General features: G+C 70.7%; 20 protein-coding genes. 9 read left to right on the forward strand and 11 right to left on the reverse strand.

Going from position 1 to position 20059, the window contains the following annotated elements:
- Positions 1 to 8: 8 nt before the first annotated feature.
- Positions 9 to 1379 carry a M14 family zinc carboxypeptidase gene (locus AB0435_RS19515; RefSeq protein ID WP_366427508.1) on the reverse strand — a complete coding sequence of 457 codons (1371 nt, stop codon included), beginning with the start codon at positions 1377 to 1379 and terminating at the stop codon, positions 9 to 11.
- A gap of 223 nt (positions 1380 to 1602) precedes the next feature.
- On the opposite strand from AB0435_RS19515, the gene AB0435_RS19520 reads away from it, so the two are divergent.
- Positions 1603 to 2217, forward strand: coding sequence for a Uma2 family endonuclease (locus AB0435_RS19520; protein WP_366006116.1), 615 nt, complete (start codon positions 1603 to 1605; stop codon positions 2215 to 2217).
- A gap of 67 nt (positions 2218 to 2284) precedes the next feature.
- Here AB0435_RS19520 and AB0435_RS19525 read toward each other — a convergent pair whose 3' ends face one another.
- Positions 2285 to 3667: a glycine--tRNA ligase gene (locus tag AB0435_RS19525; protein WP_366006118.1), complete on the reverse strand. Its 1383-nt coding sequence runs from the start codon at positions 3665 to 3667 to the stop codon at positions 2285 to 2287.
- Positions 3668 to 3843: 176 nt separating this feature from the next.
- Here AB0435_RS19525 and AB0435_RS19530 point away from each other — a divergent pair, with 176 nt between their 5' ends.
- From AB0435_RS19530 to AB0435_RS19545, 4 genes are all read left to right on the forward strand, one after another.
- A complete protein-coding gene (locus AB0435_RS19530; RefSeq protein ID WP_366427509.1) occupies positions 3844 to 4821 on the forward strand; it encodes a metal ABC transporter substrate-binding protein in 978 nt (325 codons plus the stop codon).
- Between the two features lie 14 nt (positions 4822 to 4835).
- On the forward strand, positions 4836 to 5606 hold the full coding sequence (locus AB0435_RS19535) for a metal ABC transporter ATP-binding protein (protein ID WP_366006131.1): 771 nt from the start codon (positions 4836 to 4838) through the stop codon (positions 5604 to 5606).
- On the forward strand, positions 5606 to 6502 hold the full coding sequence (locus tag AB0435_RS19540) for an iron chelate uptake ABC transporter family permease subunit (protein WP_366006120.1): 897 nt from the start codon (positions 5606 to 5608) through the stop codon (positions 6500 to 6502). The genes AB0435_RS19535 and AB0435_RS19540 overlap by 1 nt, the downstream gene beginning before the upstream one ends.
- Before the next feature lie 205 nt (positions 6503 to 6707).
- Positions 6708 to 7133, forward strand: coding sequence for a Fur family transcriptional regulator (locus tag AB0435_RS19545; protein WP_366006121.1), 426 nt, complete (start codon positions 6708 to 6710; stop codon positions 7131 to 7133).
- A gap of 60 nt (positions 7134 to 7193) precedes the next feature.
- Here the strand turns inward: AB0435_RS19545 and AB0435_RS19550 are convergent, their stop codons facing one another.
- Both AB0435_RS19550 and recO read right to left on the reverse strand, forming a co-directional pair.
- Positions 7194 to 8030 (reverse strand): isoprenyl transferase, encoded by an 837-nt coding sequence (locus AB0435_RS19550; RefSeq protein ID WP_366006122.1) that lies wholly within the window; start codon positions 8028 to 8030, stop codon positions 7194 to 7196.
- A gap of 36 nt (positions 8031 to 8066) precedes the next feature.
- Positions 8067 to 8813, reverse strand: coding sequence for a DNA repair protein RecO (recO, locus tag AB0435_RS19555; protein ID WP_366006123.1), 747 nt, complete (start codon positions 8811 to 8813; stop codon positions 8067 to 8069).
- Between the two features lie 78 nt (positions 8814 to 8891).
- On the opposite strand from recO, the gene AB0435_RS19560 reads away from it, so the two are divergent.
- Positions 8892 to 9644, forward strand: a complete 753-nt coding sequence (locus AB0435_RS19560; RefSeq protein WP_366006124.1) for a hypothetical protein — start codon at positions 8892 to 8894, stop codon at positions 9642 to 9644.
- A 7-nt stretch (positions 9645 to 9651) separates the two neighbouring features.
- On the opposite strand, the gene AB0435_RS19565 is transcribed toward AB0435_RS19560, so the two are convergent.
- Together AB0435_RS19565 and leuA are read right to left on the reverse strand one after the other, a co-directional pair.
- Positions 9652 to 10389 (reverse strand): TerB family tellurite resistance protein, encoded by a 738-nt coding sequence (locus AB0435_RS19565; RefSeq protein WP_366006132.1) that lies wholly within the window; start codon positions 10387 to 10389, stop codon positions 9652 to 9654.
- Positions 10390 to 10557: 168 nt separating this feature from the next.
- Positions 10558 to 12339 (reverse strand): 2-isopropylmalate synthase, encoded by a 1782-nt coding sequence (gene leuA, locus AB0435_RS19570; protein WP_366006125.1) that lies wholly within the window; start codon positions 12337 to 12339, stop codon positions 10558 to 10560.
- Positions 12340 to 12709: 370 nt separating this feature from the next.
- Here leuA and AB0435_RS19575 point away from each other — a divergent pair, with 370 nt between their 5' ends.
- Together AB0435_RS19575 and AB0435_RS19580 are read left to right on the forward strand one after the other, a co-directional pair.
- Positions 12710 to 13753: a M4 family metallopeptidase gene (locus tag AB0435_RS19575; RefSeq protein ID WP_366427510.1), complete on the forward strand. Its 1044-nt coding sequence runs from the start codon at positions 12710 to 12712 to the stop codon at positions 13751 to 13753.
- Positions 13754 to 13782: 29 nt separating this feature from the next.
- The gene (locus tag AB0435_RS19580) at positions 13783 to 14049 is read left to right on the forward strand and encodes a protealysin inhibitor emfourin (RefSeq protein WP_366006127.1); all 267 of its coding nucleotides are present in this window, start codon (positions 13783 to 13785) and stop codon (positions 14047 to 14049) included.
- Positions 14050 to 14151: 102 nt separating this feature from the next.
- On the opposite strand, the gene era is transcribed toward AB0435_RS19580, so the two are convergent.
- The 3 genes from era to AB0435_RS19595 all read right to left on the reverse strand — a co-directional run bounded on the left by era (position 14152) and on the right by AB0435_RS19595 (position 16424).
- Positions 14152 to 15093: a GTPase Era gene (gene era, locus AB0435_RS19585; RefSeq protein WP_361527312.1), complete on the reverse strand. Its 942-nt coding sequence runs from the start codon at positions 15091 to 15093 to the stop codon at positions 14152 to 14154.
- Positions 15094 to 15173: 80 nt separating this feature from the next.
- Positions 15174 to 15521: a cytidine deaminase gene (locus tag AB0435_RS19590; RefSeq protein ID WP_366427511.1), complete on the reverse strand. Its 348-nt coding sequence runs from the start codon at positions 15519 to 15521 to the stop codon at positions 15174 to 15176.
- A gap of 84 nt (positions 15522 to 15605) precedes the next feature.
- Entirely contained in the window at positions 15606 to 16424 is an 819-nt protein-coding gene (locus tag AB0435_RS19595) for a helix-turn-helix transcriptional regulator (RefSeq protein WP_366427538.1), read from the reverse strand.
- Positions 16425 to 16588: 164 nt separating this feature from the next.
- On the opposite strand from AB0435_RS19595, the gene AB0435_RS19600 reads away from it, so the two are divergent.
- Positions 16589 to 18040 carry an MFS transporter gene (locus AB0435_RS19600; protein WP_366006129.1) on the forward strand — a complete coding sequence of 484 codons (1452 nt, stop codon included), beginning with the start codon at positions 16589 to 16591 and terminating at the stop codon, positions 18038 to 18040.
- 206 nt (positions 18041 to 18246) lie between these two features.
- On the opposite strand, the gene AB0435_RS19605 is transcribed toward AB0435_RS19600, so the two are convergent.
- Entirely contained in the window at positions 18247 to 19560 is a 1314-nt protein-coding gene (locus tag AB0435_RS19605) for a hemolysin family protein (protein WP_366007392.1), read from the reverse strand.
- Positions 19557 to 20054 (reverse strand): rRNA maturation RNase YbeY, encoded by a 498-nt coding sequence (gene ybeY / locus AB0435_RS19610; RefSeq protein ID WP_366007393.1) that lies wholly within the window; start codon positions 20052 to 20054, stop codon positions 19557 to 19559. Before ybeY ends, AB0435_RS19605 begins: the two co-directional genes overlap by 4 nt.
- Positions 20055 to 20059 lie beyond the last annotated feature (5 nt).

Genomic DNA, 20059 nt, shown 5'->3' on the forward strand with positions numbered 1-20059 from the left:
GGAGCGCGTCAGTCCGCGGACCGGTACGGCGCCGCCGCGTGCTGCGCCGCGTACCTCAGGGCGGGCTCGATCTTCGGCCAGAAATAGCTGTCCTGGCAGGAGTACGCCGGGGTGAAACCGTCGCAGCCGCGGCCGTCGCTGTCACCGATCTCGATGGTGAAGCTGGCCAGCCCGAGCTTGTCGTACGTCCAGTCGTCGGTGCCGCCGGAGGCGTCGTAGAGGATCTCGCCGGCCTGTCCGGACCGATAGCCGGTGATCGAGCCCATGCGGCCGGCCAGGGCGCGCAGCGCGGCGTCGTTGCCGCTGTGCACGCGGTGGTCGGACTCCCAGGGGAAGAGGACCATGCTGGCGTCGCTGTGGAGGCTGATCATCATGCCGCGGGCGTCGGCGGGCGCGGGGTCGCTGTCGCCGGTGCCGGTGCGGACGGCGGGGTAGAGCTGCCGGAAGAGGCCCTCCAGCGCGGCGTTCTCCGGCTCGGAGTCGGCGGCGGGGCCGAGGTAGACCTCGTTGCAGGGCTCGGTCGAGGTGCCGAGGCCGCCCCAGTGGGTGCCGGCGTTGCGGTTGAGGTCGACGCCGATCTGGCCGCTCCAGCCGCAGGACGTGCCGTTGGAGTCGTCGGCGTTCTTGCGCTGCCATACGGGGTTGTCGCCGCCGCTCGCGACGATGTCGACACCGTCGGGGTTGGCCATCGGCACGACCCACATCTCGGTGGTGTCCATGAGCTTGGTGATGTCCGGGTCCTTGCCGTACTGCCCGGTGAGCTCGTCGGTCCAGCGCCAGGACGTCTCACCGGTGGTGAGCTCGCGCGCGTGGATCTGGCTCATCAGGAAGAAGCGGGGCTTCGCCGAGTTGGGGCTGAGCGAGCAGTCACCCGGCTTCATCTTGGTGACGCAGACGGCCTTGAGGTCGTGGCCGCCCGAACCGGTCTGCTTCAGCCAGGACTTGCCGTACGTGACGACCGTGGCCAGATCCGGGTGCTGGGCGGCGAGCTGGTCCAGGTGCGCGTACTGCGCGCCGACGGTGTGATAGCCGCCGTCGTACGTGTCACCCGCCGTCGCCGTCTTCCCGGCAGCCGGTCTTTTCACGGTCTGGACGACGGTCGGGGCGAAGCCGAGGCGGCGCAGCCCGTCGCCGGTCGTCCGGTCGCCGAGGACGAAGAGGTTGTCGCCCTGACGCCGCTCCAGGAGGTCGTACCCGGCGGTGATCAGGGTCTGCGCGTCCTGCTTGTGGTGGGTGGGGACCTCGTAGACGACGTCGGTGTCACGGTGGGCACCGCGCTGCGAGGCTCCGGCGAGGGCCGTCGTGGCCTGCGGAAGCATGGCCGCCGCGGCCATGACCGTCACTCCGACTGCCAGCCCTGCCAGGCGTTTTCGGGACATGGGGTGGGCCTTTCCGTGTGGGGACGGAACGGGACCGCTGCCGATGCGGGGCCGACATGCGGCCGCAGGCGAATGATGCCGTGTCCATGTCACAAACGGAAGGGGGTTGGGCTTCGGGGCGTTCGACACCCTTTCGGGCGAACGCTCGATCGAAGTCGCGCGGGCCACCGGGGCCATTACTACGTTGTGTGGCGTCGCCGTCACCCGACAAGAAGGGAGCATCATGGCAGTCATGGTCGAGATTCCATGCGTGACGCCTCAGGCGATAGATCCCGCCCCGGAGCCGGGGGGGTTCGAGGAGCTTTGCCACATCCTGGAGCACGTCGACGCACACCTCCCGGACGGCTACCGATCAGAGATCATCAGGGGGAGAATCGTCGTGTCGCCGTGGTCCAAGGGCAAATACCGCCCCATGCTGGTCAACCTCGTGCGACAACTTGAGCCGCATGCACCTGAGGGACATCTGGCGGACCGTTCTCCGCTCCTTTTCAAGTTCTCGGGCCACGGCGGCAACTACGGCCCCGACGTCCACGTTTCAGACGAAGAGCTGACGAAGGTGGACAGCATCCACCTCCCCGGCGAAGCGCTCTCCTTGGTCGGCGAGCTGACATCCGCCTCGACTGCCGATTTCGACCGCCGGGGCAAGCTCGAGGTCTACGGCAAGGCAGGCGTGCCGGTGTACATCCTGGTGGACATCCTCAATTCGGCTGTCACCGTGTACCACGACCCGAGCCCCGACAAGGGCTACCGTGCCCACACCCAGGTCAAGTTCGGCGACAAGGTCCACATCCCCGCCCCCTTCGACTTCGAGCTCGACACCGCCGACTGGCAGAGCTGAAGAAGAAAACCCGAAGGCCCCGGCCCCCGCCGAAGCGGGAACCGGGGCCTTCGCGCGGCGAAAAGCGTCAGCAGCCCAGCAGGCGCGAGCCCAGGTAGCTCTCGATCTGGTCGAGAGACACCCGCTCCTGCTTCATCGTGTCGCGCTCGCGCACGGTCACGGCGTTGTCGTCGAGCGTGTCGAAGTCGACCGTGACGCAGAACGGCGTGCCGATCTCGTCCTGGCGGCGGTAGCGGCGGCCGATCGCGCCCGCGTCGTCGAACTCGATGTTCCAGTTCTTGCGCAGGTCCGCCGCGAGGCCCTTGGCCTTCGGGGAGAGCTGCGGGTTGCGGGAGAGCGGCAGGACCGCGACCTTGACCGGCGCGAGGCGCGGGTCGAGGCGCATCACGACGCGCTTCTCCATGACGCCCTTGGCGTTCGGCGCCTCGTCCTCGTTGTACGCGTCGAGCATGAAGGCGAGCATGGCGCGGTTGAGGCCGGCCGCCGGCTCGATGACGTACGGGAAGTAGCGCTCGCCGGCCTCCTGGTCGAAGTACGACAGGTCCTGGCCGGAGCCCGCGGAGTGCGCCTTGAGGTCGAAGTCGGTGCGGTTGGCCACACCCTCCAGCTCCGAGAACTCCGAGCCGCCGAAGTTGAAGCGGTACTCGATGTCGACGGTGCGCTTGGAGTAGTGGGAGAGCTTCTCAGCGGCGTGCTCGTACCACCGCATGTTCTCCTCGCGCATGCCGAGGCCGGTGTACCAGCTCCAGCGCTGCTGCATCCAGTACTCGTGCCACTGCTCGTCCTCGCCCGGCTTGACGAAGAACTCCATCTCCATCTGCTCGAACTCGCGGGTGCGGAAGATGAAGTTGCCCGGCGTGATCTCGTTGCGGAAGGACTTGCCCGTCTGGGCGATGCCGAACGGGGGCTTCTTGCGCGAAGTCGTCTGCACCTGGGCGAAGTTGGTGAAGATGCCCTGGGCAGTCTCGGGGCGCAGGTAGGTCACCGAGCCGGTGTCCTGGGTCGGGCCGAGGTGGGTGGCGAGCAGGCCGGAGAACTGCTTGGGCTCGGTGAACTGGCCCTTGTTGCCGCAGTTCGGGCAGTTGATGTCGGCGAGGCCGTTCGCGGGCAGCTTGCCGTGCTTGGCCTCGTACGCCTCCTCCAGGTGGTCCGCGCGGTAGCGCTTGTGGCAGGAGGTGCACTCGGTCAGCGGGTCGGAGAAGGTGGCGACGTGGCCGGACGCCTCCCAGACCTCGCGGGCGAGGATCACCGACGAGTCGAGACCGACCACGTCGTCGCGCGAGGTGACCATGGAGCGCCACCACTGACGCTTGATGTTCTCCTTGAGCTCCACACCGAGCGGTCCGTAATCCCAGGCGGCACGCTGTCCGCCGTAGATCTCACTGCACGGATAGACAAAGCCACGGCGCTTGCTCAGGCTGACGATGGTGTCGATCTTGTCGGCGGCCACGGTGCTCTCTTCATTGCGACGACGAACAGCGAATGCTTCAGGTTACCGGCGGCGCACCCCCTCTCATCAAATCGGCTCTGGCCTTGGCTTGACCCGATCGGCCGGGCGGCCCGGTTGCGCCCCCTTTGCGAACATGTTGTTGACAATCGTTTCCACTTTTGTTGAAAATGACTGTCATGAACGTAAGCCGTCCGTACTCCCCCCGAATAACCACCGCCGCCGTCGCCACGGCCGCAGCCCTGGGGCTGCTCACGCTCTCCGCGTGCTCCTCCTCCGACGCGGCGGGCAAGGCGGCGGACGGCAGGACGAAGGTGATCGCCTCCTTCTACCCGATGGAGTTCCTGGCCAAGGAGATCGGCGGCGACCACGTCAGCGTGACCAACCTGACGAAGCCCGGTGTCGAGCCGCACGACCTGGAGCTCACGCCCAGGCAGACCGGCTCCCTCTCCGACGCGGGCGCGATCGTCTACCTCAAGGGCCTCCAGCCCGCCGTGGACGCGGCGATCAAGCAGTCCGGGAACAAGCACGTCGCCGACGCGGCCTCCCTCACCGATCTGGAGGAGCACGGCACCGAGGTGGACGGCCACCACCACTCCACCGGCGACAACCACTCCCACTCGGAGTCCGAGGCCGGCAAGGACCCGCACATCTGGCTGGATCCGGTGAAGTACGCCGAGGTCGCCAAGGGAGTGAACAAGACCCTCGCCGAGGCCGACCCCGAGCACAGGGCGGACTTCCAGAAGAACACGGACGCGCTGGTCAAGAAGCTGGACGCGCTGAACACGAAGTTCGCCGACGGCCTGAAGAACCGCGCCTCCGACACCTTCATCACCACTCACGCGGCCTTCGGCTACCTCGCCGAGCGCTACGGGCTCACCGAGGAGGCCATCAGCGGCCTGGACCCGGAGTCCGAGCCCAGCGCCGCCCGGATGAAGGACCTCCACCAGCTGGCCAAGGACCACCACGTCAGCACCGTCTTCTTCGAGACGATCGCCAACCCGGCCACGGCCAGGACCCTGGCCAAGGACCTCGGGGTGGGCACGGACGTCCTCGACCCGCTCGAAGGCATCACCGGCAAGTCCAAGGGCGACGACTACTTCGCCGTCATGGAGTCCAACCTCGCCGCCCTCCAGAAGGCGCTCGGCACCAAGTGACGGAGGTCAACGACATGGACGGCCGGCCCGTCATATCCCTGCGCGGCGCGACCGCCACCCTGGGCTCGCGCCCGGTGCTGCGCGGCGTGGACCTGACCGTGAAGCGCGGCGAGGTCGTGGCACTGCTCGGCGCCAACGGCTCCGGCAAGTCCACGGCCGTCCGCGCGATCGTCGGCCAGGTGCCGCTGACCGGCGGCGAGCTCGACCTCTTCGGCACCCCGCGGCGCCGCTTCCGCGACTGGGCCCGGCTCGGCTACGTACCCCAGCGCACCACCGCCGCGGGCGGGGTGCCCGCGACCGTCGGCGAGGTCGTCTCCGCGGGCCGGCTGGCCCGCACCCGGCTCGGCATCATGCGCAAGGCGGACCGCGAGGCCGTCGTCGCGGCCCTGGAGCTCGTCGGCATGGCCGACCGCATCAAGGACTCCGTGGACGCGCTCTCCGGCGGCCAGCACCAGCGCGTGCTGATCGCCCGCGCGCTGGCCGTGGAACCCGAGCTGCTGATCATGGACGAGCCGATGGCGGGCGTCGACCTGGCCAGCCAGGAGGTCCTCGCGGCCGCCCTGCGCGCCCAGGTCGAGCGGGGCGCGACCGTCCTCCTCGTCCTGCACGAGCTCGGCCCCCTGGAGCCGCTCATCGACCGCGCGGTCGTGCTCCGCGACGGCTGCGTCGTCCACGACGGCCCGCCGCCGGAGGCCGTCGGACAGCACGCGCTGCCCGGCCACGACCACGTACACCCGCACGCCGGCCCGGCAGCGGAACCCATACGGACAGGGCTGCTCACCTGATGGACATCCTCGACTTCGCCTTCATGCAGCGGGCCCTGCTCGCCGCCCTCGTGGTCGGCCTCACCGCGCCCGCGATCGGCACCTTCCTCGTCCAGCGCCGCCAGGCGCTGATGGGCGACGGCATCGGCCACGTGGCGCTCACCGGCGTCGGCCTCGGCTTCCTGCTCAACACCAGCCCGGTGTGGATGGCCACCGCCGTCTGCGTCGTCGGCGCCGTGGTGATGGAGCTGATCCGCTCCTACGGCAAGGCCCGCGGCGACATCGCCCTCGCCATGCTCTTCTACGGCGGCATGGCCGGCGGCGTGATGCTGATGAGCCTGTCCTCCAGCGGCTCCAACGCCAACCTCACGACGTACCTCTTCGGCTCGATCACCACCGTCTCGCAACAGGACATCGTGGCGATCTGCATCCTGGCGGCGTTCGTGATCCTGACCACCCTGGGCCTGCGCCGCCAGCTCTTCGCCATCTGCCAGGACGAGGAGTTCGCCCGCGTCACGGGGCTCCCCGTGCGGCTGCTGAACCTGCTGATCGCGGTCACCGCCGCGGTGACCGTCACCGTCGCCATGCGCGTCGTCGGGCTGCTGCTCGTCAGCGCCCTGATGGTGATCCCCGTGGCCGCCTCGCAGCAGATCGCCCGCAGCTTCGCGATGACCTTCGCGCTGGCCATCGCCATCGGCGTGCTGGTGACCGTCTCCGGCACCACACTGTCGTACTACGTGAACGTGCCCTCGGGCGCCTCCATCGTGCTGCTCGCCATCGGCGTCTTCGTCACCCTGACCGCCCTCGCGACCCCCCTCGCGAGGAAACGCGCCCGGCAGGCCGCCGCGGCCGCCGAGGACGGCTGCACGCTCACGGTGCCCGACGCCCGCCGGCCCGCCGACGACGTGCGGGTCTGACGGACGCCCCCCCCGCCCCGGGACCGGCCCGCGCCCTCCGCCGCACGCGCCCGGCGCACCGGTCCCGCACCCGCGTACGGCACGCGGCGCCCGGCGTACAGGTCCGAGGTGCGTCTCGGGGCTTACACACCCGGTCCCGCGGACTGGCACAATTGGCCGTGCGACACGTGCGGATGGGTGTTCAGGCGAGCTTTTGGAGGCAACAGTGGCGACCGCGGGTCCCCCCGTACGCGGCCGGTCCACCAAGCAGCGGGCCGCGGTCTCGGCCGCGCTCGACGAGGTGGACGAGTTCCGTAGCGCTCAAGAGCTCCACGACATGCTCAGGCACCGCGGTGCCTCGGTGGGTCTGACCACCGTCTACCGCACGCTCCAGTCCCTCGCCGACGCGGGCGAGGTCGACGTGCTGCGCACCAGCGAGGGCGAGTCGGTCTACCGCCGCTGCTCCAGCGGGCACCACCACCACCTGGTGTGCCGGGTCTGCGGCAAGGCCGTCGAGGTCGAGGGGCCCGCGGTGGAGAAGTGGGCGGACTCCATCGCCGCCGAGCACGGCTTCGAGGACGTCGCCCACACCATCGAGATCTTCGGCACCTGCGGGGACTGCGCCGCGGCACCGGACCGGCCCCGCGCCTGACGATCACACAGCTGTGCCCCGGGCGTCGGACGACGCCCGGGGCACAGCTGTACGCGGGTCTCACTCGCCCGCGGTGATCCCCTTGTCGAGCTGGTCCTCGTTCGGGACCGCGCCGCCGAAGCGGCGGTCCCGCTGGGCGAACTCCAGGCAGGCGCGCCACAGGTCTCGGCGGTCGAAGTCGGGCCAGAGCACGTCCTGGAAGACCATCTCGGCGTAAGCGCTCTGCCAGATCAGGTAGTTGGACGTGCGCTGCTCCCCGGACGGGCGGACGAAGAGGTCGACGTCCGGCATGTCCGGGTAGTAGAGGTACTTCGCGAAGGTCTTCTCCGAGACCTTCGCCGGGTCGAGCCGGCCCGCGGCGATGTCGCGCCCGATGGCCGCCGCCGCGTCGGCGATCTCCGCGCGGCCGCCGTAGTTGACGCAGAAGTACATCGTCATGGCGTCGTTGTTCTTGGTCTGCTCCTGGGCGACCTGGAGCTCCTCGACCACCGACTTCCAGAGCTTCGGCATGCGTCCGGTCCAGCGGACCCGGATGCCGAGCTCGTCCATTTCGTCGCGGCGGCGGCGGATGACGTCACGGTTGAAGTTCATCAGGAAGCGCACCTCTTCGGGCGAGCGCTTCCAGTTCTCGGTCGAGAAGGCGTACAGGGAGAGGTTCTTGACGCCCATCTCCAGGCAGCCCTTGAGGACGTCCATGACGACGCCCTCGCCGACCTTGTGGCCCTCCGTGCGCGGCAGCCCGCGCTCCTTCGCCCAGCGGCCGTTGCCGTCCATGACGATGGCCACGTGGTTCGGGACCAGCTCGCCGGGGATCTTCGGCGGCCGCGCCCCGGACGGATGCGGGTCGGGTGTGCGGTACTCGCGTCGGGAACGGCCCAGAATCCCGCGTCGTGCCATGCGTGCCACTTCTCCTCGATGCCAGGGTCTGCTGCGTCACTTCTCTACGTAACGGAGGGAGCGGAGCCCCCGCTCCAGGTGCCAGTGCAGATACGCCGCCACCAGGCCGCTGCCCTCCCGGACGTGCCGCGCCTCGCACGCGTCCGCCGTCGCCCAGTCCCCGGTCAGCAGCGCGCCGAGGAGCCCGATCGACTCCGAGGAGGGTACGACGCTTCCGGGCACCCGGCAGTCACCGCACACCACGCCGCCCGCGGCCACCGAGAAGAATCGGTTCGGTCCGGGCATTCCGCACTTGGCGCAGGCCTCGAAGCTGGGCGCGTAGCCGTTGACGGCGAGCGAGCGCAGCAGGAACGCGTCGAGGATCAGGTGCGGGGCGTGCTCGCCCGCGGCGAGCGTCCGCAGGCCGCCGACGAGCAGCAGGTACTGCTGCACGGCGGGCTCGCCCTCGTGGTCGGTGAACCGCTCGGCGGTCTCCAGCATGGCGGTGCCCGCGGTGTAGCGGGCGTAGTCGGTGACGATGCCGCCGCCGTACGCGGCGATGGTCTCGCTCTGGGTGCACAGCGGCAGGCCGCGGCCGATCAGCTCGCCGCCGCGCGCGAAGAACTGCACGTCCACGTGCGAGAACGGCTCCAGCCGCGCCCCGAACTTCGACTTGGTCCGCCGCACGCCGCGGGCCACGGCCCGTACGCGCCCGTGCCCCCGGGTGAGCAACGTGATGATCCGGTCCGCCTCGCCCAGCTTCTGGGTTCTCAGTACGACGCCGTCGTCGCGGAACAGACTCATGGGGCCATTCTCCCGTACGGGCCGAGGTGCGTTTCCCCTCGGGCGGGACCGGGGCCGGAAGCATTGGAGAATGTCGGCATGTTGATCTTCCCGTCGCTCCGGAACCCCTTGCCGACGCTCGCCATGGGAGTGGCCGGCCTCGGACTGGCCGTCGTCGCGGCCTTTCTGCTGGGTGTCACCGTGCCCGGCAAGCGGGCCGACGCCTGGGCCTTCGCGACGGCCCCCGCCTGTCTGCCGGACGAGCCGTCCACGGAGTGCCGGAAGACCGTTCCGGCCACCGTCGAGAAGACCGAGACCGTGACCGACGGCGGGACGGAGCACCACTGGCTCACGCTGACCGGGCACGACGGGGGCTCCCACCGCGTGGACATGAGCCGGTCGACGTCGGTCTTCGGCGCGGTCGGGCGCGGGGACCGGGTGGCGATGACGTCGTGGCGGGGCAAGGTCCGCTACGTCGACTTCCACGGCATGCGGCAGGACGCCACCGACCGCCCCAAGGAGGCGTACCGCCTCCCGCTGGGCATCGGCCTGGCGCTGCTGCCGCTCAGCGCGATGTTCCTCTGGTTCGCCCAGGGCCTCGCCCGCTGGACCTCGGCCGCCCCCGCGCGCTCGCTGTGGCAGATCAGCGTCGCGATCGCGTCGGGCAGCTGCCTGGCGCTCATCGCCTTCTTCGCGCCCCTCGCCACGGACACGGTCTCGACGGCCCTGCTGCTCAGCGCCGTGGCGGCGTTCCCCGTGGTCCTCGGCGGCCTCTGGCTGATCCGCCGGCAGCGCCGCCGCCCCACGGGCCGCCGCCGCCGGACGGGGAGGCCGAACCCGTCCCGGGCGTGAGGGAGTCCTACGACGGCGTGCGGGCCGAGGCGAGGAGGCGGTCCGTGTCTTCCGGGCGGAGGAGGAGGGCCCGGCCCACCGTGGACAGGACCTCGCGTTCCGCGGGGCGGTAGGGGCCGTCGGCCAGGGCGATGCGGGCGCCCTGGAGGAGGATCGTCTCCCGGCCGGCCGGGGCGAGGTGCGGAGCGAGTGGCTCCAGCGCCTCGTGGAGCTCGATGGCCAGGGCCGTGCCGCGGGGGTCGAAGCCGTCGCGGCCGCAGCCGCCGTCACCGAGGCCGCCGCCGCTCGGATACGTCCCGGGGAGCCGGCCGGTGTCCGCGGCGAGCGCCTCGATCAGGGTGATCAGCTGCTCCTCGCTGCAGTCGACGAAGCCCGCGGCGCGCACCGCGCCGACCGCGGCCCTGCGGACCGTACGCGCCTCGGTGCCGCCCGCGGCGAGAACGGCGAGGGCGACGGTGTGCACGGCGTCGCGGAGCATCGCGGAGAAGCGCGTGGTGGTGGGGTGGTCGAGGATGTCCGTGCTGTAGCGGGCCCGGCAGGCGGTGCACTCGACGATCGGGCCGGCCGGCCCGCGCGGCAGCAGCGGCACCCCGAAGGCGACGAGCCGGCGGCGGCCCGTACGGCGGCGGTAGTTGCGGTCGCCGCCGCAGCCGGGGCAGTAGAACTCGCCGTCGCCGACGGTGCGCCATACGGTGCGTACGCCCACCACACACCGGTCCGGACCGGATCGGCCTCGCGCGTGCATCACGGCGCACCTCCATAACGCCACGGCCTCGTCGCCGCGTTGACGTGATGTTAGCCACATCGTTGATGTGGCGTCAGTACCCCGTGCGCAGACTTCGGGCGGCAGTGGGGCGAACACGCCACCGAGCCACCGGATACGGTGGTTTCGGTGGCACGTTCTTGACCGACGTCAGCCCCGGTAGGCCCGGTTGACCGCGGAGACGACCGCCTTGATCGAGGCGCGCGTGGTGTTGGGGTCGGTGCCGATGCCCCACAGCACCTTGCCGTCGATCACGCACTCGATGTACGAGGCGGCGCGGGCGCTCGCGCCCTCGCTCATGGTGTGCTCGGAGTAGTCCAGCAGGCGGGCGTCGACCCCGACCGCGGCGAGCGCGTCGAAGAAGGCGGAGATCGGACCGTTGCCGGTGCCGGTCAGCACGGTGTCCGCGCCGTCCACGACCGCCTCGACGGTGAGCGCGTCGGTGCCCTCGCTGGTGGTCGAGGTCTGGTGGGAGCGCAGGGCGATCCGGCCCCAGGGGTTGTCGTCGGTGGGCAGGTACTCGTCCTGGAAGACCGACCAGATCTCCTGCGGGGTCACCTCGCCGCCCTCGGCGTCCGTCTTCGCCTGGATGATCCGGGAGAACTCGATCTGCATCCGGCGCGGCAGGTCCAGGCTGTGGTCGTTCTTCAGGACGTAGGCGATACCGCCCTTGCCGGACTGCGAGTTGACGCGGATGACCGCCTCGTACGAGCGTCCGACGTCCTTCGGGTCGATGGGCAGATAGGGGACGGCCCACTCGATGTCGTCCACGGTCTTCCCGGCGGCGGCAGCGGTGGCCTCCATCGCCTCGAAGCCCTTCTTGATGGCGTCCTGGTGGGAGCCGGAGAAGGCGGTGTAGACCAGGTCGCCCGCGTAGGGGTGGCGCGGGTGGACCTCCATCTGGTTGCAGTACTCGGCGGTGCGGCGGACCTCGTCGATCTGCGAGAAGTCGATCTGCGGGTCGACGCCCTGGGAGAAGAGGTTCATGCCCAGGGTGACGAGGTCGACGTTGCCGGTGCGCTCGCCCTGGCCGAAGAGGCAGCCCTCGACGCGGTCCGCGCCCGCCATGACCGCCAGCTCGGCGGCCGCGACGGCCGTGCCCCGGTCGTTGTGGGGGTGGGCGGACAGACAGACGTGCTCGCGCCGGGACAGGTGCCGCGACATCCATTCGAAGCGGTCGGCGTGGGTGCTCGGGGTGGACCGCTCCACCGTGGCCGGCAGATTGAGGATGATCTCCCGCCCGGCCTCGGGCTGCCAGACGTCCATGACGCCCTCGCAGACCTCCAGGGCGAAGTCCAGCTCGGTGTCGGTGAAGATCTCGGGGCTGTACTGGTAGCCGAAGACCGTCTCATCACCGAGGATCTTCTCGGCGTACTCCACGACCAGCCGGGTGCCGTCGACCGCGATCTGCCTGACCTGCTCGCGGGAGCCGCGGAAGACCACCCGGCGGAAGACGGGCGCGGTGGCGTTGTAGAGGTGGACGGTCGCGCGGTGGGCGCCGCGCAGCGACTCCACGGTCCGCTCGATCAGCTCCTCGCGCGCCTGGGTGAGGACGGAGATCGTCACGTCCTCGGGGATCGCGCCGTCCTCGATGATCGACCGCACGAAGTCGAAGTCGGTGGCGCCGGAGGAGGGGAAGCCGACCTCGATCTCCTTGTAGCCCATGCGCACCAGCAGGTCGAACATCTCGCGCTTGCGGGCCGGGGACATCGGGTCGATCAGCGCCTGGTTGCCGTCGCGCAGGTCGGTGGAGAGCCAGCGGGGGGCGGCGGTGATGCGCCGGTCGGGCCAGGTGCGGCCGGGGAGGTCGACGGCCTCGTAGGGCCCGTATTTGTGGACCGGCATCCCCGAGGGGCGCTGGGTCACGGTCGCCGCGGTGACGGGCGTGGGAGGGCGTACGGCCGCGATCTGGGTGGTGCGGGGCTCGGGCATCTGCGTGGGGCTCCTCGTGTGTCCGCTGGGCGGCCGACGGGGCGGGTCACCGGCAAGTGACCGCAACACCGAACTCCGCGGGGAGGGAGTCGGCCTACTGCAGACCCTCGCCGCGGCAGCTAAGGAGAAGCAGCCCGAAACGCATGATGCTCAGCACGATAACCGAGCGCGCCGCGCCATGGACCCCCCGTATCAGCATGCGGGACGCGATCGCTCATGGGTCCCACGGGGCACCGGGGGCCGGAGCAGCCGGAGCAGCCGGAGAGGGGAATGTGGAATTGCCGTCCCTCAAATGATGGCCAACCACTCGATTTCATTAATCGTGACGCCAAGCAGTGACAAGCCGGAGGGCCGGTGCCACATTGCCGCCATGAAACCGGTTTTCTGCACCATCGTGCCTCCTCACATCCTGGACAGGCTCGCCGAATCGGACGACCCGACGGTCTACGAGCCCGCCCGGCGCACCCTCGAACACGACTCCCTCCACCGCACCCGCCGCCGCGTCGCCACCCTCGGCAGCGCCGCGGCACCAGCGGGTACCCCCTCCGACACCCCCCGGCGGACGATCTACGACGCCGGGCACCAGGAGACGACACCCGGCACGGAGGTGCACGCCGAAGGCGACGGCCCGGCCAAGGACGGCACGGTCAACCGCGCGAATTCCGCGCTCGGCGCCACCTTCGACTTCTACCTCAAGGCATACGGCCGGCATTCCGTCGACGATGCCGGGCTCCCCCTGAATGCCACCGTCCATTACGGCACGAATTACGACAACGCCTTCTGGGACGGCACCCAGATGGTGTTCGGGGACGGCGACGGACGGCTCTTCGGCGACTTCACCGTCTCGGTGGACGTCATCGGCCACGAGCTCACCCACGGCGTGACCCAGTACACGGCCAACCTGGAGTACTACGGCCAGTCGGGCGCGCTCAACGAGTCCCTGTCGGACGTCTTCGGCTCGCTGATCAAGCAGTACGCGCTCGGGCAGACCGCCGACCAGGCCGACTGGCTGATCGGCCAGGGACTGCTGGGACCGCACATCCACGGCACGGCACTGCGCTCCATGAAGGCGCCGGGCACGGCCTACGACGACCCGCAGCTGGGCAAGGACCCACAGCCCGCCACCATGGACGACTACGTGCGGACCTCGCGTGACAACGGTGGCGTGCACACCAACTCCGGCATCCCCAACCACGCCTTCTACCTCGTGGCGAGCGCGCTCGGGGGCCACGCCTGGGAACGGGCCGGGAAGGTCTGGTACGCCACGCTGACCGGCGGGCAGCTGGCCTCCGACGCCGATTTCGCGGAGTTCGCGCGGCTGACGGCGGCGACGGCCCGGAGCCTCTACGGCGAGGGGGACGCGATTTCGGCCGTTCTCAAGGCGTGGTCGCAGGTGGGGGTTCCCACCTCGTAGGGACGGCCTTACGGGGTAAGGATGGCGACATGCGGATCGCCATCACCCGAACCGGCGGTTTTACCGGAATCGAGCGTCGGGCCGAGCTGGACACCAGCTGCCGGCCCGACGCGACCCACCTGGAGGCCCTGGCCCACCGGGCGCTGGCCCCCGGCCACGACGCCCCGGGGCGGGGCGTCCCGGACGGCTTCCACTACGAGATCACCGTGGACGGCCGCTCGGTCCGCCTCGCGGACCCCCACCTCACACACGACCAGCGCGAACTGATCCAGACGGTGCTCAAGGAGGGGGCGTAGGGAGGCGCCCCGTAAGGGGCGCTGGGAACTGCGCGAGCGACCGGCGACGACCCGCAGCCGCGCGCGGGGCGCCAGAGGCACCCCGGCAGGCGCGGCGGGGGCTTAGAAACCGAGCTTGCGCAGCTGCTTCGGGTCGCGCTGCCAGTCCTTCGCGACCTTCACGTGCAGGTCGAGGTAGACCGGGGTACCGAGGAGCGCCTCGATGTGCTTGCGGGACTTCATGCCGACCTCCTTCAGCCGGGAGCCCTTGGGGCCGATGATGATCCCCTTCTGGCTGGGGCGCTCGATGTAGACGTTCGCGTGGATGTCCAGCAGCGGCTTGTTCGCCGGGCGGTCCTCCCGCGGCAGCATCTCCTCGACCACGACGGCGATCGAGTGCGGCAGCTCGTCCCGCACGCCCTCCAGCGCCGCCTCGCGGATCAGCTCGGCGACCATGATCTGCTCGGGCTCGTCGGTGAGATCGCCCTCGGGGTAGAGCGGCGGGCTCTCCGGCAGCATCGGCACCAGCAGGTCGGCGAGCAGCGACACCTGCTTGTCGCCCACGGCCGAGACCGGGATGATCTCCGCCCACTCGATGCCGAGCTCCTCGCCCAGCTGATGGATCGCGATCAGCTGCTCCGCGAGGGCCTTGGAGTCCACCAGGTCCGTCTTGGTGACGATGGCGACCTTGGGGGTCTTCTTGATGCCGGCCAGCTCGGAGGCGATGTAGCGGTCGCCGGGGCCGAGCTTCTGGTCGGCGGGCAGGCAGAAGCCGATCACGTCGACCTCGGCCCACGTGGTGCGCACCACGTCGTTCAGCCGCTCGCCGAGCAGCGTCCGGGGCTTGTGCAGACCGGGCGTGTCCACCAGCACGAGCTGGGCGTCGGGGCGGTGCACGATGCCGCGCACGGTGTGGCGGGTGGTCTGCGGCCGGTTGGACGTGATCGCGACCTTCGTCCCCACCAGTGCGTTGGTCAGGGTCGACTTGCCCGCGTTGGGGCGGCCGACGAAGCACGCGAAGCCCGCGCGGTGAGGGGCCTGGGACGGGGAGGAGGCTCTATCCATACTCGATATTCTCCCCGATCCCCCGGCGACCGCCGACCAGCGGTGGTCACGTCGGCCGGCTCCCGGGCGGAGCCGCCCGGTCAGCCCGCCAGGAGCTTCGCGAGCAGCGTGCCGTCCGGGCCCGCCAGCAGGACGAGGGTGTCCGGGCCGCCCAGGTCCCGTACGGCCGCGCGGTCCGCCTCGGGGACGACGGCGAGCTCGGAGACGACGGCCGCGGCCTCCAGCGACTTCGCGCCGCTGGCCACGGCCATCGCGACGGCGGTCCGGAGGGCGCTCAGCCTGAGCGAGTCGAGCGCGACGGTCCCGGCGACGTAGGTCCGGCCGGTCTCGTCGCGCACGGCGGCGCCCTCGGGGACGGCGTTGCGGGCGCGCGCGGAGCGGGCCAGCGTGATGATCTTGCGGTCTTCTGGGTCCAGCGTCTCCGTCATACGCGCGAGCATATGCAGCGCCCCGCGGGCAGCGGCACCCGGACCTCGGAAGACCGGAAGACCGGAAGAGGTGCGCGGGGCTGCTCAGCCCGCGACCGAGTACATCCCGCGGCGGCCCTCCGGCGAGGTGAGCCATTCGACCTTGGCCGCCGTGCCCGACTCCGGCACCGGGTTGTGCAGCACGATCGTCAGGTCCGGGCGGGCCGGGACGCGCAGCTGGGTGCTCTCGAAGTACAGCGCGCCGACCAGCGGGTGCTCCAGCTCCTTGACCAGCTGGCCACCGTCGTGCACGTCACCGCGCGCCCACAGCTCGACGAACTCCTCGCTCTGCTCGGAGAGTTCGTCGACGATCGCCTGGAACCCCTCGTCGTCGGGGCGCTCCGACCAGGCGGAGCGGAACTGCGCGACGACGCGGTGGGCGTTGTCGTCCCAGTTCGCGGCCCGCGCGCGGTAGACGGGGTCGGTGAAGAACGTCATGAGGCAGTTCTGCACGGTCTCCACGCGGAAGCCCATGACCACCCCGGCCGCCTCGTTGTAGGCGACGGTGTTCCAGTACGGGTCCATGATGTGCGCCGGGTAGGGCATCCAGGCGTCGATCAGCCGGTGCAGGCCCGCGCACAGGTATTCCAGGTCGTAGACCGTCTCCGGCAGCGGCGGGTTCAGCCCGGCCAGGGCGTAGAGGTGGCGGCGCTCCGGCCCCTCCAGCTTCAGTACGCGCGCGACGGCGTCGAGCACCTGCGGCGAGACGGTGATCTCCCGCCCCTGCTCCAGCCACTGGTACCAGGACGCGCCGACCCCTGCGAGCACGGCCACCTCCTCACGGCGCAGCCCCGGGGTGCGGCGCCGGGCGCCGCCGTCCGGCAGGCCGACGTCGGCCGGGCTCACCCGGGCCCGACGGCTCATCAGGAAGTCGCGCAGCTCCTGACGCCGGCGCGATTTGGCCCCGGCTGGTGTGGTCTGCGCCTCGATCGGACCGGCTGTCAACGGCTCCCCCTCGCCTGGTGGTACGGGCACCACCATAAACACTGTCTCCCCACCGGTATTCCGTACGCCGGAGGGTGATGCCCATGGCGATCGACAGTTCCCCTTCCCTGACCACCTCCCCACCGCCGGCGGCGGACGGCATGACCACCCGCGCGAAGATGATCCTGCTGGTGCTGTGTGCGGCGCAGTTCATCATCGCGCTCGACTTCTCCATCCTGAACGTGGCGCTGCCCGTCCTCGGTGACGACCTGGGCATGGGGCAAGCCGATCTCCAGTGGGCGGTCACCGCGTGCGCGCTGCCCGCGGGCGGCTTCCTGCTGCTCTTCGGCCGGATCGCCGACCGCTACGGGCGGCGCAGGCTCTTCCTGACCGGGCTCGCGCTCTTCACCGCGGCCTCCGTGCTCGCCGCGTTCGCCTGGAACCCGGCGGTCTTCCTCGCCGGGCGCGCCCTCCAGGGACTGGGCTCGGCCGTCATCGTGCCGACCGGCATGTCCCTGCTGACCACCACCTTCGCCGAGGGCCCGCAGCGCGAGAAGGCGCTCGGTATCAGCGGCACGCTGCTGTCGCTGGGCTACACCGTCGGCATGGTGCTCGGCGGCGTGATGACGGACTCCCTGGGCTGGCGCTCCACGATGGGCCTGCTGGCCGTGGCCGGCATCGGCATCCTGGCCGTCGCCCCCGGTCTGCTCACCGAGTCCAGGCATCCGCGGCGGCCGCGCGTCGACATCCCGGGCGCGGTGACCGTGACCGGCGGCCTGCTGGCGGTGATCTACGCCCTGTCGACGGCCGCACAGCGCGGCTTCGGCGGCGTCGACGTGATCGCCACCCTGATCGTCGGAATCGTCCTGCTCGTCGCCTTCGTGGCCGTGGAGTCGCGGGCGGCGGAGCCACTGGTGTCGCTGCCGATGCTGCGGCGCCGGACGGTCGCCTGGGGGAACCTGGCCGGTCTCGCCACCTTCTCGATGATGAGCGCGGTCGTCTTCCTGCTCACCCTCTACCTCCAGGAGGTCCTGGACCTCTCGCCCTTCCGCACGGGCCTGGTCTTCGGCGTGCAGGGCGTCTTCGCGGCCCTCGCCGGGATGACCGCACCGAAGGTCATCGCCCGCCTCGGGACCCGCAACACACTGGTGACGGGCCTGGTCATCCAGGCCGTCTTCACCGCCACCCTGCTCGGCCTCGGCCTCGGGCGGTCGAGCGCGTGGCTGGCGCTGGCCGGGGTGACGATCGCGTGCATCGGCCACCTGTGGGCGATCGTGGCCTACGGCGTCACCGCGACGTCGGGCCTGCCGGACGCCGAACAGGGCCTGGCGACGGGCCTGGTCACCAGCTCCCAGCAGGTGGGCCTCACCCTCGGCATCCCGCTGCTCAGCGCGCTGTCCTCGGCGCGGATCGCTTCGCTGCGGGACGGGGGGGCGTCCTTCGCGTCCTCGACGCTGGGGGGTATCCGGCTGGGGCTGGGGGCGGACGCGGTCGCTGTCGCGGTGGCGGCGATCTTGGTGGCGGTGGGCTTGCGACGGGGTCGCGCCTCGGCCTGATCGGGTGCGGGTGCGTTGCCGCCTGCGGCGCTTTGTTCCCCTACCCCGCCCCTTCCCGAAACTGGGGCGCTGCCCCAGACCCCGCAACACGCTTCGCGCGTTGTCCTCAAACGCCGGACGGGCTGGAAAACCAGCCCGTCCGGCGTTTGAGGACGCGGCCGCAGGGCGCTCCCGCCGCAGGCGGCAACGCACCCGCAGGCGAAAGATCAGCCCCCGCCCAGCGGCAACCGCACCGGCTCCACCAGCACCGTCACAATGCGATTCCGCCGCCCCGCAGCCGCTTCCGCCGTCAACCGCAACGCCCGCATCCCGCCGACAACATCGGCAAGCCCGTAATCCGAGAGCCCCACCTCCGCCACCGCCCCGGCGATCGGCACCCGCCCCAGCGCCTTGGCCAGCAGCCCGCCCACCGTCTCCACGTCCTCGTCGTCCAGGGCCAGACCGTAGAGCTCGCCGAGGTCGCCGATGTCGAGGCGGGCGGTGACGCGGTAGCGGCCGTCGCCGAGTTCCTCGACGGGCGGCAGCTCGCGGTCGTACTCGTCGGTGATCTCGCCGACGATCTCCTCGAGGATGTCCTCGATGGTGACGATGCCGGCTGTGCCGCCGTACTCGTCGATGACGACCGCGCAGTGGTTGCGCTGCTGCTGCATCTCGCGCAGCAGGTCGCCCGCGTTCTTGGTGTCGGGGACGAAGACGGCGGGCCGCATCGCAGTCGAGACCAGCTCGGACTCCGCGTCACGGCTGATGTGCGTCTTGCGGGCGAGGTCCTTGAGGTAGACGACACCGACGATGTCGTCCTCGCTCTCGCCGGTCACCGGTATCCGGGAGAAGCCGGAGCGCAGCGCCAGTGTGAGCGCCTGACGGATCGTCTTGCCTCGCTCGATGACGACCAGGTCGGTGCGGGGCACCATCACCTCGCGGACGAGGGTGTCGCCGAGCTCGAAGACGGAGTGCACCATGCGGCGCTCGTCGTCCTCGATGAGCGACTCCTTCTCCGCGAGGTCGACCATCGCCCGCAGCTCCGCCTCGGAGGCGAAGGGGCCCTTGCGGAAGCCCTTGCCGGGGGTGAAGGCGTTGCCGAGGAGGATCAGCAGCTGCGGCACCGGGCCCATGATGCGGGCGAGCGGCAGCAGGACGTACGCGGCGGCCGTCGCGGTGCCCAGCGGGTGCTGGGCGCCGATCGTGCGCGGGGAGACGCCGACGGCCACGTAGCTGACGAGCACCATCACCGCGATGGCGACGGTCAGCGCCTGCCAGGTGGCGTCGAACTCCCGCAGGCAGACGTAGGTGACGACGACGCCCGCCGCCATCTCGCAGGCGACGCGCACCAGCAGCGCCACGTTGAGATAGCGGGTGGGGTCGGCGGCGACGGCCATCAGCCGGGCGCTGCCGCGCCGCGCCGACCGTACGGCCTCCTCGGCCCGGAACCGGGTGGTCCGGGCGAGGCCGGCCTCGGCGCAGGCGGCGAGCCAGGCGACGACGAGCAGCAGGACCGCGGCCGCGATCAGCCGGCCGGTCACGTGAACGTCGGAGCCGGGGAGGGCCCCTCGATCCCGCGCTCGGCGCGCCAGCCGTCGACGATGGCGGCCTGGAGGCCGAACATCTCGGCCTTCTCCTCGGGCTCCTCGTGGTCGTAGCCGAGGAGGTGGAGCACGCCGTGGACGGTGAGCAGCTGGAGCTCCTCGTCCATGGAGTGGCCGGTCGGCGCCTCCTGGCCCTGCTTCCGCGCCACCTCCGGGCAGAGCACGATGTCGCCGAGCAGGCCCTGCGGGGGCTCGTCGTCGTCCTTGGCGGGCGGGCGCAGCTCGTCCATCGGGAAGGACATCACGTCGGTCGGGCCGGGGAGATCCATCCACTGGATGTGGAGCTGCTCCATGGCTTCGGCGTCGACGACGATGACCGAGAGTTCGGAGAGCGGGTGGATGCGCATCCGGGCGAGGGCGTAGCGGGCGACATCGAGGACGGCCTGCTCGTCGATGTCCGTGCCGGATTCGTTGTTGACGTCGATTGCCATGGGTC

Origin of the sequence: Streptomyces sp. NPDC051173, from assembly GCF_040689515.1 — a bacterium.
In the GTDB taxonomy this organism is placed as follows: Bacteria; Actinomycetota; Actinomycetes; order Streptomycetales; family Streptomycetaceae; genus Streptomyces.